Genomic DNA, 11,796 nt, shown 5'->3' with positions numbered 1-11,796 from the left:
ACCGCTCTGGCCATGAACAAAGGAGAGCGCCTTGAGTCTATATGATCATCCGGGATGCGACAGCTAAAATTCAGCTGGTGCTTCTTTTAAGGCAAATAGGAATAGACTTCTTTGGTGGAGGCAACGACTCCTATTTCTATGACGCCTATGCACGGGGCATTGTAGATACGACGGTTAACTCATGGAACACTTTGCTGAGAGTTCTCTATCAGTGGTCGCTCTATTCGCGTCAAGGTGTAAGCAATGCGCTAACGCTTATTGCCTTTTTAGTGCTGCCGATGTGCGTAGCGGCTTTGTGCAAGGTTAAACAATCCCCGCTTAAGGTACGGGCTTATTGGGCTGCAGCCTGCATAGTTGCGGCATACCCCACAATTATTTTTTACGCCATGGACATTTACCGCGACGTTTTCATGCTAATAGTCTGGGCGGTTGGCCTTTTTGTCTTTAAGGCGCTGGCAGAGGAGCCACGAATTGGCCAGCGCGCTGCGTTGCTTTTGCTTGGGCTGGCTTTTGCAATGGCGCTATTCACGCTTCGGCCATATCTGGGTTTTGCTTATTTGGTGGCATTGTTTTTTTCGGGGTTCTACAGCTTCAAAAAGTCCTCATCCATGGTTTCAGTGCTGCTAGTTGGTTTTGCACTATTTGGGTTTTACCTTTTGGGTTTGCTAGAACCGATATTAACCTACCGTGAGCTCTTTGACGAGATGAGCGGCGGTTCCACATTAGGAATTGAGTTTGCGTCTGCAGCCACATTTTTTCCTGATTTGATCAGATCCACTGCTGCGCAGCTTTTTGGCCTGCACTTTTCTGGCATGGCAGCAGTAGCAGTGTTTTTGCTTGAAACCATACCTTTTGTTTTATTCTTGGCTTATGTAGTGGCCAACCGTGCCCACAGCAATAAATTTATTGATTATTTGATTGTGTTTTTTGTTGTGTATTCGATCGTTTGGTTGCTGGGCAATGACAATTTAGGCACAGCAGTTCGGTTGCGTACATTCAACTATCTCGCGATAGTTGTGGCGTTTTTTGTGATTTATCAAAATAAGTCTATGGCACTCAGATCCATTACTCCTGTGCGATTAAAGCGCCGCTTCCGATTATGGCCTGTGCCGGTTGTAGCCCTCAGCACCACCCACTAATGCCCTATCACCTCACCATCGTCTCCCAATGCACCACATCGGTCCTCAACTTCCGCAGCCCTTTGATTGAAGCGCTGTGTGCTGTTGGCGTGCACGTGCAAGTGCTGGCACCCAACTGGCAGCCGCAAACCGAACAGGCCGCGCAGGCTTTGGGTGCCCAAACCGGGGCATACACTTTATCTCGCGCAGGCTTAAACCCCTTGGGCGATTTGCGCACCGCAGTCCAACTGTGGCGCAGCTTTAAGGCTCACAAACCCGATGTGGTATTTACCCACGCCGCCAAAACCAATGTTTGGGGCATGCTGGCTGCTGCGCTGGCGGGCGTGCCGCACCGCGTGGCCATGGTAGAGGGCATGGGCTATGCCTTTACCGAAGGTGCAAATGGCCGCAGTGCCATGCAGCGCCTGCTGGGCGTGTTGTTAGCCAGCTTGTACCGCTTGGCTTTTAAACTGGCACACCGGGTGGTGGTGCTCAACCCCGATGACGCTGCCGACTTGCAACGCCTGTGCGGCCTGCCGCCGCACAAAACGGTGTTGCTTGGCGGCATAGGCGTACCGCTGCAAGATTGGCCTTTGCACCCCCCTCACACCGAGCCCATCAGCTTCACACTCATTGCCCGCTTGCTGCGCGAAAAAGGCATCTTGGAATACCTGCAGGCGGCGCGCTTGGTTAAGGCGCAGCACCCACAACTGCGGTTTTATCTGTTGGGTGCGCTGGATGAAAACCCCGGCGCCCTTAGCCAAGCCGACATCCAGCCCTGGCTGGACGATGGCACCGTGGAGTGGCCCGGACAGGTGAACGTGAAGCCTTGGCTGGCTAAAACCAGCGTGTATGTGTTGCCGTCTTACTACCGGGAAGGGGTGCCGCGCAGCACGCAAGAGGCCATGGCCATGGGCCGCCCCGTGATCACCACCGATGCACCGGGCTGCCGCGAAACGGTGGTGGAAGGCGTGAATGGCTTTTTGGTGCCGCCCCGCGATGTGCCTGCATTGGCTTCAGCCCTGCTGCGCTTTGTGCATAACCCCGGCCTAGTGGCCACGATGGGCGCCCAAAGCCGCCGCTTGGCCGAAGAGCGCTTTGATGTGAACCGCATCAACCAGAAGTTGATGGAGGTGCTGGGAGTAGGTGCCAAGAGGCACAGTGAAGGATGAAGCCTTGATGCGCCATTACCTCGTGACCGGCGGTGCCGGCTACATTGGCTCGCACACCACGCTGGAGCTGTTGCAGGCAGGGCACGCTGTGGTGGTGCTGGACAACTTGTGCAACAGCTCGGCCAAATCGCTGGCGCGGGTGGCGCAGTTGGCGGGCAAAGCGCCGCAGTTTGTGCAGGGCGACATTCGCGACGGTGCCCTGCTCGATGCGCTATTTGCCACCCACAAGGTAGATGCCGTGCTGCACTTTGCCGGCCTCAAGGCCGTGGGCGAGAGCGTACAGCAGCCACTGGCGTATTTTGACAACAACGTGGCGGGCACCCTCAAGCTGTGCCAAGCCATGGCGCAAGCGGGTGTGTTTAGGCTGGTGTTTAGCTCTTCGGCCACCGTGTACGGCGAGCCCGAGCGCATGCCCATAGACGAAACCACACCCACCGGCCGCCCCACCAACCCCTATGGCCGCAGCAAGCTGATGGTGGAAGAAATCTTGCACGACCTAGCTGTGTCTGACCCGCGCTGGCGCGTGGCAGTGTTGCGCTATTTCAACCCGGTGGGGGCACACGCCAGCGGCCTAATGGGCGAAGACCCCAACGGCATACCCAACAACCTGCTGCCCTACATCAGCCAAGTGGCAGTGGGCAAGCTGCAAGAGCTGGCCGTGTTTGGCGACGACTACCCCACCCCCGACGGCACCGGCGTGCGCGACTACATCCATGTGCTGGACTTGGCACTAGGCCACCTGAAAGCGCTGGCAGCCCTTGAAGCCCGCGTCGGCCTGCATGTGTGGAACCTAGGCACCGGCCAAGGCTATAGTGTGCTGGAAATGGTGCGCGCATTCGAACAAGCCAGTGGCCGCAAGGTGCCCTTCAAGGTGGCACCGCGCCGCCCCGGCGACATTGCCCAATGCTGGGCCGACCCCAGCAAGGCCATGGCCGAACTGGGCTGGCGCGCCCAGCGCGGCCTAAACGACATGATGGCCGATACTTGGCGCTGGCAGGAACGCAACCCTGATGGTTATGCTTGAGCGCATGGCGGGATGGATGCAGGAGGATGATTCCTTGATGGATGGCATGCAGTGCAATCATTGCTTACAATAAAAACCTGTTGGCTGAACCGGAGCGCCTGATGAGTACCCTAACCGTCCGCAATCTTGATGAATCCGTTAAGCTGGGTCTGCGCGTGCGCGCCGCACAGCACGGATGGTCTATGGAGCAGGAGGCTCGACACATTCTGCAGAGTGTGGTGTTGGGCCACACCCCTGGTACCCAGGCGCTGAATTTTGCCGAGCGGGTGAACCAACGCTTTAGGGGCTTGGGTTCCGACGACCTGCCCATACCGCCAAGACAAGCACCACGCCCTGCTCCCAACTTGTCATGACGTCCGCCTACTTGCTGGATACCAATGTGCTGTCGGAATTGATGCGCGAAAACCCTTCCAGCAAGGTGATGGCGTGGTTTGCGCAACTACCGCAGGCGGCCATGAGAACGTCGGCCATTACACAAGCCGAGATTTTGACGGGCGTGGCTTTGCTGCCTGCAGGCAAACGGCGCGATGGTTTGGCACAAGCGGCCGAGGAAATGTTTGCGTCCGAATGGTCGGGGCGCTGCTTGCCTTTTGACGCCGCTGCGGCAGCACATTGCGCCATGGTTCGAGCACAAAGAGTGCGATCTGGGCGACCCATCACCACAGAAGACGCACAAATTGCGGCTATTGCACTGGCCAATCGGCTGCCACTGGTGACCCGCAACACCAAGGACTTCGAGGGGATCGACCATCTGACGGTAATCAACCCTTGGGATGTAAAACCAAGCGGGCCATGAAGCGCCCGTTTGACCTTGTACTTTCAGCCAAGGCCGGCTGGCCTTGGCACTGCCCCTGCTGGGCTGCATGAGCACCGCAATCGTTTTGCCCCGGGGCTCGTGTATAAAGGAGCGGTTTGAAAATGAATTTACCGAAATCTTTGGCATCGAGCCAAGCGCACTCACAGCCAATGAAGCAACGCCACCTGGAGCACATGGTGCCCAAGGTGTAAGTGCAAAATCAGCGCAGTGATTCCCGGGCACCTTGTGATATTTTATTTGAAGTATGAAGAAGCTTAAAGTCATGTCGGTCGTAGGCACACGGCCCGAGATCATTCGACTGTCGCGCGTGTTGGCTAAGTTGGATGCGCATTGCGACCATGTGCTGGTGCACACCGGGCAGAATTACGATTACGAGCTGAACCAGGTGTTTTTTGACGACCTGAGTGTGCGCAAACCTGATTATTTTTTGAACAGTGCCGCAGGCAGCACGGGCGCCGCCAACACCATAGGCAACCTGATTACAGCCGTGGATGGGGTGCTGGCCCAAGAGCAGCCCGAAGCCATGCTGGTGTTGGGCGACACCAATAGCTGCCTGTCGGTGATTCCGGCCAAGCGGCGCAAGGTGCCGATTTTCCACATGGAAGCCGGCAACCGCTGTTTTGACCAGCGCGTGCCCGAAGAGACCAACCGGCGCATCGTGGACCACACCGCCGACATCAACCTCACCTACAGCACCATTGCCCGCGACTACCTGTTGCGCGAGGGCTTGCCACCCGACCAAGTGATTAAAACCGGCAGCCCGATGTACGAGGTGCTGCACCACTACTTGCCCCAGATCAAGGCATCTGACGCCTTGGGCCGCTTGGGTTTGCAGCCCGAGCAGTACTTTGTGGTGAGCGCGCACCGGGAAGAGAACATCGAATCGGATAAGTCTTTCACCAAGCTCGTTGCCGTGCTGAACGCCGTGGCCCAAGACCACGGCTTGCCAGTGGTGGTGTCAACCCACCCGCGCACCCAAAAGCGGGTGGACTTGACAGGTGCCAAGTTTCACCCTCTGGTGCGCCTGCTGAAACCACTGGGCTTTCACGACTACGTAAACTTGCAAATGAACGCCCGTGCCGTACTGTCTGACAGCGGCACGATCAGCGAGGAGTCGTCCATCCTCAACTTTCCGGCCCTGAACCTGCGCGAGGCGCACGAACGCCCCGAGGGCATGGAAGAAGCCGCCGTAATGATGGTGGGCCTAGAGGTAGAGCGCGTGCGCCAGGGCTTGGCAATTTTGCAAACCCAGCCCCGTGGCCACGAGCGCGCGCTGCGCTTGGTGGCCGACTACAGCATGCCCAATGTGAGCGCAAAGGTGCTGCGCATTATCCACAGCTACACCGACTACGTGAACCGTGTGGTGTGGAAGAAGTACTGAGGCCGCCGGTGCGCAAAGCCATTCGCGTTCTGCTGCTGACCCAATGGTTTGACCCTGAACCCACCTTCAAGGGCTTGGTGTTTGCCCGCGAATTGGTGAGGCAGGGTTTTGAGGTGGAGGTGCTGACTGGCTTCCCAAACTACCCTGGCGGCAAGCTATACCCGGGCTACAAGCTGAAGTGCTTGCAACGCGAGCACATCGATGGCGTCCACATCACCAGAGTGCCGCTCTATCCCAATCACGACCAATCGGCTCTGAAGCGGGTGCTGAATTACTCCAGCTTTGCGGCTTCGGCACTGTTTTATGGTCTGTTCGTGGCCAAGCGGGCCGATGTGATCTATGCCTATCACCCGCCATTGACGGTGGGCGTTGTGGCGAGCATCATGCGTGTTTTCCTGCGCATTCCGGTGGTGTACGACATTCAAGACATGTGGCCCGATACCTTGCGGGCAACGGGTATGCTTAACAACGCCCGTGCTCTGCGGGTGGTGGATGTGGTGTGCAATTGGGTGTATCGACGGGTGGACCGAATCGTGGTGCTGTCACCAGGCTTTAAGCGCCTGTTGCAACAACGAGGCGTGCCCGAAGCCAAGTTGAGCGTGGTGTACAACTGGGCCGACGAAGGGTCGCTGTCCTCTCCAGTAGGAGAGGTTGCCGCCACATTTCCCAGTGCGGGCCAATTTCGTATTTTGTTTGCTGGCAATATGGGCAAGGCTCAGGCGTTGGACACTGTACTGCAAGCCGCAGAGTTGCTGCAGCAGCAAGGCAGCCGGGTCTGCTGGGTGATGCTGGGTGGCGGGGTAGAACTGGAGCGTCTAAAATCCGAAGCTGCGCGACGGCACCTAAGCAATGTGGTTTTCTTGCCCGCCGTACCCATGACCGAGGTTGGGGCTTACTTGCAAGCTGCGGACGCGCTTCTGGTGCATTTGCGCAAAGACCCGCTATTTGAAATCACGATTCCCTCAAAAACCCAAGCCTATATGGCAGCGGGTAAACTGCTAATCATGGCAGTGGGTGGAGACGCCGCCGAGATGGTCCAACAGTCTGGTGGCGGTGTGGTTACCGAATCAGAAAACCCGCAAGCCTTGGCCCAAGCCGCAGAGCAGTTGGCCAACGCAAGCCCCGATGAGTTGGCAACGATGGGCCGGCAGGCCAAGGCGTTTTACCAACAGCACTTGGGTTTGGAAGTTGGCGTACAGCGGTTTGGTGAATTGTTCAAGCAGTTGGCACAAAGCCGTTGAGCACCATGAAGCGCCTGTTTGACCTTGTACTTTCAGCCCTAGGCCTGCTGGCCTTGGCACTGCCCCTGCTGCTGCTGATCTGGCAGGTGCGCCGCAAGCTGGGCAGCCCGGTTTTTTTCCGCCAGGTGCGCCCCGGCCTGCGCGGCCAACCGTTCCAAATGGTGAAATTCCGCACCATGACGGATGCGCGCGGCCCTGATGGCCAGTTGCTGCCCGACACCGTGCGCCTGACGCCCTTTGGGCGCTGGCTGCGCGCCACCAGCCTAGACGAACTGCCCGAGCTGTGGAATGTGCTAAAAGGTGACATGAGCCTAGTGGGTCCGCGCCCGCTGCTGATGGAATACCTGCCGCTCTACACCCCCGAGCAGGCCCGCCGCCACGAGGTGCGCCCCGGCATCACGGGCTGGGCGCAAGTAAATGGGCGCAACGCCATTGGCTGGGAAGACAAGTTCAAGCTCGACCTGTGGTACGTGGACCACCGCAGCCTGTGGCTGGACATCAAGATCCTCTGGCTCACCGTGAAAAAGGTGCTGCTTCGCGATGGCATCAGCGCCCAAGGCGAGGCCACCATGCCCAAGTTTAAGGGCACGCAAAACAAGGTGCATGGCGACTGAGTTTGTGTTGTAATACGTCAGAGTCATATGACAAGGAGGGTGCCATGACCATCACCGCAAAGGTATTCATGAGTGGTCGCAGCCAAGCGTTGCGCTTGCCTGCGCGCTTGCGCCTGACGGCCAAAGAGGTGCGCATCGAGCAGGTTGGAGCTGATTTATGGTTGCACCCGCAAACTCCGACCACGCAGGACATGGGCGTTTGGCTGCAGGGGTTTTACGCCAACGCAGCGCCCCTGCCAGACAACTTTTTGGCCGACAGGCAAGACCTTCAGCCGCAAGAGCGCAACTGGGGCTGAGCGAGCGCCATGCGCCGCACCTTGGACACCAACATTTGCAGCTACATCCTGCGGCGTCACCCTGCCGAAATGGTGGCGCGCTTTGCCGGGCTTGAGCGCAGCCAAGTGTGGCTGTCGGGCATCGTGGCGGCCGAGCTGCGCTTTGGGGCAGCCAAGTTGGCGTCACCCAAGTTCAAGGCAGCGGTGGAAGCGTGGTTGGCGGGTTTTGACGTACGGCCTTGGCCCCTAGAGGCTACCCACCATTACGCCCACATTCGGGCCACGCTGGAGCGCACCGGGCAGCCGATTGGTGGCATGGATTTGATGATTGCTGCGCACGCCTTGGCCGAGGACTCGGTGCTGATCACCAACAACGCCAGAGAGTTTTTGCGCGTACCGGGCTTGGCGGTAGAGGAATGGGCGCTGGGCGCATAGAACGCAGGAAGCGCAAGCAATGCCCATCATGAAAACGCTGCAGGTGTGACAAAAGCAAATTTTCCGCCATGAAACAAATCGCCATTTTTGGTGCCAGCGGCTGTGGCCGTGCTGTGCTGCCACTGGCCCGCCAGCAGTGGGCCGCCAGCGGCGAGCCGCACCAGTTGGTGTTTGTGGACGACAACCCCCCCGCAGCCGAGTGCAATGGCCACCAAGTGCTGCGCTATGCCGATTGGCTGGCCTTGCCAGCCACCAGCCGACACATCAACATTGCCATAGCCAACAGCAGCGTGCGCCAGAAGCTGGTGGAGCGCTGCATGGCCGATGGTGTGCAGTTCTTCGAGGTGCGCGCCGCGAACGTGGTGCAGCTAGACGATGTGCAACTGGGTGTAGGGGCCATTCTCTGCCCCTTTGTCACCCTCACCAGCAACATCCGAATTGGCAAGCACTTCCATGCCAACCTGTACAGCTACGTGGAACACGACTGCGTGATTGGCGATTACGTGACCTTTGCCCCCGGTGTGATGTGCAACGGCAATGTGGTGGTGCAAGACCACGCCTACATTGGCACCGGTGCCGTGATCAAACAGGGCCAGCCCGGGCAGCCCTTGGTCATAGGTATGGGGGCGGTGGTGGGCATGGGGGCGGTGGTGACCAAAAGTGTGCCGCCAGGGGCCACGGTGGTGGGCAACCCGGCCGCCCCCTTTGCCAGCCGCAAATCGTGAATCAATTACAGCAATTTTTATGCTAAACACCGCCTTTTCCCCCTGGCCCAGCCACAGCGCCGATGAGGTGCAGGCGGTGCTGCAGGTGCTGCAATCGAACAAGGTGAACTACTGGACTGGCACCGAATGCCGCGAGTTTGAGCGCGAGTTTGCCGCTTGGTGTGGCACGCGCCACGCCATCGCCTTGGCCAACGGCACGCTGGCGCTTGACTTGGCCCTGAAGGGGCTGGGGATAGGCCCCGGTGACGAGGTGGTGGTAACGCCGCGCACCTTTATTGCCAGTGTGTCGTGCGTGGTGAATGCCGGGGCCACGCCGGTGTTTGCCGATGTAGAACCCGACAGTGGCAACCTATCGGCCCGCACCATCGAGGCGGTGCTGACGCCGCGCACCAAGGCGGTGGTCTGCGTGCATTTGGCGGGCTGGCCTTGCGACATGGACCCGATCATGGCCTTGGCCGAGCGGCACGGACTTAAGGTGATTGAAGACTGCGCCCAAGCCCATGGGGCCCGCTACAAGGGCCGCAGCGTGGGCAGCATCGGCCACGTGGGGGCTTGGAGCTTTTGCCAAGACAAGATCATGACGACCGGCGGCGAAGGCGGCATGGTCACGCTCAACGATGAACACTTGTGGCGCGCCATGTGGGCCTACAAAGACCACGGCAAAAGCTATGCGGCCGTGTACGAGCGCCAGCACGCGCCCGGTTTTCGCTGGTTGCACGAGAGCTTTGGCACCAACTGGCGCATGCTGGAGGTGCAGGCGGCGATTGGCCGGGTGCAATTGCGGCTGATGCCGGAATGGACGGCCCAGCGCAACGCCCATGCCGCCCTGCTTAGGCAGGCGCTGCTGCCTTTTGCTGGCCCTGATGGGCCGGTGCGTTTGCCTGAACTGGTGGGTGCAGAGTCGGTGCATGCGCAGTACAAGTTTTACGCCTACGTGCGGCCTGAAAACCTAGCAAGCGGCTGGAGCCGCGACCGCATCATTGAGGCCATCAACGCGCAAGGTGTGCCCTGCTACCAAGGCAGTTGCTCCGAGGTGTACTTGGAAAAAGCCTTTGACGGCACCGGTTGGCGGCCGACTGAACGGCTGCCGATTGCCAAGCAAATGGGCGAAACCAGCCTGATGTTTTTGGTACACCCCACTTTAACCCGCGCAGAAATGGACAAGGCGGCTGTGGTGGCGGCAGCGGTGTTGCGCGAGGCAGCAAGCAACGTGGTTTGAATGCAAAATCTACTTAAACTCGCCCCCCCTATTCTGGCCCTCCCGCGCCCCGCCAAGCGCGCCGTGGCGCTGTTGGTGGACCTAGCCCTGTGCGTGCTCACGGTGTGGCTGGCGTTTTATCTGCGCTTGGGCGAGCTGGTGCCGCTCACCGGAGCGGCGCTGTGGGCGGTGGGGGCTTCGATTGCGCTGGCGCTGCCGATTTTTATCGTCTCAGGCCTGTACCGGGCTATTTTTCGCTACAGCGGCTGGCCGGCGCTGCTGGCGGTGGCGCGGGCGGTGGCGGTGTATGCGCTGCTGTACGCGGCCATTTTTGCCGCCATTGGGGTGCCGGGGGTGCCGCGCACCGTGGGCCTGATCCAGCCGCTGCTGCTGCTGCTGTTTGTGGGTGCCTCGCGGGCGCTGGCGCGGCTCTGGCTGGGCGAGCAGTATCAGGGCCTGTTGCGCCGCGCCGAGCGGCCCCGGGTGCTCATCTACGGTGCCGGGCAGAGCGGGCGCCAGTTGGCCGCTGCCATGGCGCACAGCCCCGAGCTGCAGGTGGCCGGTTTCCTAGACGACGACGAGCGCCTGCACGGCCACGTGCTCAATGCGCTGCCCGTGTACAACCCGGCCGATCTGCCCGCGCTGGCGCGCACGCTGGGCATACGCGATGTGCTGCTGGCCATGCCCAACATCGGGCGCCAGCGCCGCAACGCGGTGATCGAGCAGATGCGCGCCGCCCACGTGGCCGTGCGCACCCTGCCCAGCATGAACGACCTGGCGCAGGGCAAGGTGAGCATTGCCGATGTGCGCGAGCTCGACCTCGACGACCTGCTCGGGCGCGAGCCCGTGGCCCCCAACCACATTTTGCTGGCGCGCCACATCGAGGGCAAGGTGGTGCTGGTGACCGGGGCCGGTGGCTCCATCGGGGCCGAGCTGTGCCGCCAGACCTGGGCCGTGGGGCCGGCGCGGCTGCTGCTGATCGAGCAAAGCGAATTTGCCCTCTACGCCATTCACCACGAGCTGGAACAAAAGCGCGCCGGGGCTGGGGACGTGGCCGTAGCGGGGGCCGAATCCGCCAATGGGGCGCAGACCGAGCTGCTGCCGCTGCTGGCCTCGGTGCAAGACGCCGCGCGCATGCACGAAATCCTGCAAACCTGGCGCCCGCACACGGTTTATCACGCCGCCGCCTACAAGCACGTGCCGCTGGTGGAGCACAACCCGGCCGAGGGCATCAAGAACAATGTGCTGGGCACGCTGCGCACAGCACAGGCCGCGCTGCAGGCCGGGGTGAGCGATTTTGTGCTGGTGAGCACCGACAAGGCCGTGCGCCCCACCAACCTCATGGGTGCCAGCAAGCGCCTAGCCGAATTGGCGCTGCAGGCGCTGGCGGCGGCATCGGCTGGCACCGGGGCGGGCACCCGGTTTTCCATGGTGCGCTTTGGCAACGTGCTGGGCTCATCGGGCTCGGTGGTGCCCAAGTTTCGTCAGCAAATACGCGATGGCGGCCCCATCACGCTCACGCACCCCGAGATCACGCGCTACTTCATGAGCATCCCCGAGGCGGCGCAGCTCGTCATCCAGGCCGGTGCCATGGCCAAGGGCGGCGAGGTGTTTGTGCTGGATATGGGGCAGCCGGTGCGCATCATCGACCTGGCGCGGCGCATGGTCGAGCTCTCGGGCCTGAGCGTGCGCGACGATGCCAACCCCCAAGGCGACATCGCCATCGAGCTCACTGGCCTGCGCCCCGGCGAAAAGCTGTACGAAGAGCTGCTGCTGGGCCACAACCCCAGCCCCAC

13 protein-coding genes are annotated in these 11,796 nt (G+C 60.4%); all 13 read left to right on the top strand.

The annotated features are described in order from the left end of the window. Nucleotides 1-41: 41 nt before the first annotated feature. On the top strand, nt 42-1,139 hold the full coding sequence (locus tag SRAH_RS08490) for a hypothetical protein (RefSeq protein ID WP_149028958.1): 1,098 nt from the start codon (nt 42-44) through the stop codon (nt 1,137-1,139). Next, the gene (locus SRAH_RS08485) at nt 1,100-2,290 is read left to right on the top strand and encodes a glycosyltransferase family 4 protein (RefSeq protein ID WP_369403338.1); all 1,191 of its coding nucleotides are present in this window, start codon (nt 1,100-1,102) and stop codon (nt 2,288-2,290) included. The genes SRAH_RS08490 and SRAH_RS08485 overlap by 40 nt, the downstream gene beginning before the upstream one ends. A 7-nt stretch (nt 2,291-2,297) precedes the next feature. Beyond that, a complete protein-coding gene (gene galE / locus SRAH_RS08480) occupies nt 2,298-3,314 on the top strand; it encodes a UDP-glucose 4-epimerase GalE (RefSeq protein ID WP_029462918.1) in 1,017 nt (338 codons plus the stop codon). A 41-nt stretch (nt 3,315-3,355) separates the two neighbouring features. Continuing rightward, the gene (locus tag SRAH_RS13250; protein ID WP_439645546.1) at nt 3,356-3,667 is read left to right on the top strand and encodes a FitA-like ribbon-helix-helix domain-containing protein; all 312 of its coding nucleotides are present in this window, start codon (nt 3,356-3,358) and stop codon (nt 3,665-3,667) included. Next, nucleotides 3,664-4,110 (top strand): type II toxin-antitoxin system VapC family toxin, encoded by a 447-nt coding sequence (locus SRAH_RS08475; protein WP_029462917.1) that lies wholly within the window; start codon nt 3,664-3,666, stop codon nt 4,108-4,110. Before SRAH_RS13250 ends, SRAH_RS08475 begins: the two co-directional genes overlap by 4 nt. 265 nt (nt 4,111-4,375) lie before the next feature. Further along, the gene (gene wecB / locus SRAH_RS08470) at nt 4,376-5,512 is read left to right on the top strand and encodes a non-hydrolyzing UDP-N-acetylglucosamine 2-epimerase (RefSeq protein WP_029462916.1); all 1,137 of its coding nucleotides are present in this window, start codon (nt 4,376-4,378) and stop codon (nt 5,510-5,512) included. Nucleotides 5,513-5,520: 8 nt separating this feature from the next. Further along, a complete protein-coding gene (locus SRAH_RS08465; RefSeq protein WP_029462915.1) occupies nt 5,521-6,753 on the top strand; it encodes a glycosyltransferase family 4 protein in 1,233 nt (410 codons plus the stop codon). Nucleotides 6,754-6,758: 5 nt separating this feature from the next. After that, complete coding sequence (locus SRAH_RS08460; protein ID WP_029462914.1) at nt 6,759-7,367, top strand: sugar transferase; 609 nt, start codon at nt 6,759-6,761, stop codon at nt 7,365-7,367. A gap of 44 nt (nt 7,368-7,411) precedes the next feature. Further along, the gene (locus SRAH_RS08455) at nt 7,412-7,663 is read left to right on the top strand and encodes an antitoxin (protein WP_029462913.1); all 252 of its coding nucleotides are present in this window, start codon (nt 7,412-7,414) and stop codon (nt 7,661-7,663) included. 9 nt (nt 7,664-7,672) lie between these two features. Then, nucleotides 7,673-8,077 (top strand): type II toxin-antitoxin system VapC family toxin, encoded by a 405-nt coding sequence (locus SRAH_RS08450; RefSeq protein ID WP_029462912.1) that lies wholly within the window; start codon nt 7,673-7,675, stop codon nt 8,075-8,077. A 68-nt stretch (nt 8,078-8,145) separates the two neighbouring features. Then, nucleotides 8,146-8,802 (top strand): acetyltransferase, encoded by a 657-nt coding sequence (locus SRAH_RS08445; protein WP_029462911.1) that lies wholly within the window; start codon nt 8,146-8,148, stop codon nt 8,800-8,802. A gap of 19 nt (nt 8,803-8,821) precedes the next feature. After that, entirely contained in the window at nt 8,822-10,021 is a 1,200-nt protein-coding gene (locus SRAH_RS08440) for a DegT/DnrJ/EryC1/StrS family aminotransferase (RefSeq protein ID WP_029462910.1), read from the top strand. Further along, nucleotides 10,022-11,796, top strand: a 1,775-nt coding sequence (locus SRAH_RS08435; protein ID WP_029462909.1) for a polysaccharide biosynthesis protein, incomplete at its 3' end; no start/stop codon positions are given.

The organism is Serpentinimonas barnesii (assembly GCF_000696225.1).
Classification (GTDB): Bacteria; Pseudomonadota; Gammaproteobacteria; order Burkholderiales; family Burkholderiaceae_C; genus Serpentinimonas; species Serpentinimonas barnesii.
This window is presented reverse-complemented; position numbering and strand designations above follow the sequence as displayed.

What these genes read in the sequence shown, in the direction of transcription:
- SRAH_RS08460 (WP_029462914.1), top strand. Translation starts at nt 6,759, where the DNA reads ATGAAGCGCCTGTTTGACCTTGTACTTTCAGCCCTAGGCCTGCTGGCC.
- SRAH_RS08475 (WP_029462917.1), top strand. Translation starts at nt 3,664, where the DNA reads ATGACGTCCGCCTACTTGCTGGATACCAATGTGCTGTCGGAATTGATG.
- SRAH_RS08440 (WP_029462910.1), top strand. Translation starts at nt 8,822, where the DNA reads ATGCTAAACACCGCCTTTTCCCCCTGGCCCAGCCACAGCGCCGATGAG.
- SRAH_RS08455 (WP_029462913.1), top strand. Translation starts at nt 7,412, where the DNA reads ATGACCATCACCGCAAAGGTATTCATGAGTGGTCGCAGCCAAGCGTTG.
- SRAH_RS08450 (WP_029462912.1), top strand. Translation starts at nt 7,673, where the DNA reads ATGCGCCGCACCTTGGACACCAACATTTGCAGCTACATCCTGCGGCGT.
- SRAH_RS13250 (WP_439645546.1), top strand. Translation starts at nt 3,356, where the DNA reads ATGGCATGCAGTGCAATCATTGCTTACAATAAAAACCTGTTGGCTGAA.
- SRAH_RS08490 (WP_149028958.1), top strand. Translation starts at nt 42, where the DNA reads ATGATCATCCGGGATGCGACAGCTAAAATTCAGCTGGTGCTTCTTTTA.
- wecB (WP_029462916.1), top strand. Translation starts at nt 4,376, where the DNA reads ATGAAGAAGCTTAAAGTCATGTCGGTCGTAGGCACACGGCCCGAGATC.
- galE (WP_029462918.1), top strand. Translation starts at nt 2,298, where the DNA reads ATGCGCCATTACCTCGTGACCGGCGGTGCCGGCTACATTGGCTCGCAC.
- SRAH_RS08445 (WP_029462911.1), top strand. Translation starts at nt 8,146, where the DNA reads ATGAAACAAATCGCCATTTTTGGTGCCAGCGGCTGTGGCCGTGCTGTG.
- SRAH_RS08485 (WP_369403338.1), top strand. Translation starts at nt 1,100, where the DNA reads ATGGCCTGTGCCGGTTGTAGCCCTCAGCACCACCCACTAATGCCCTAT.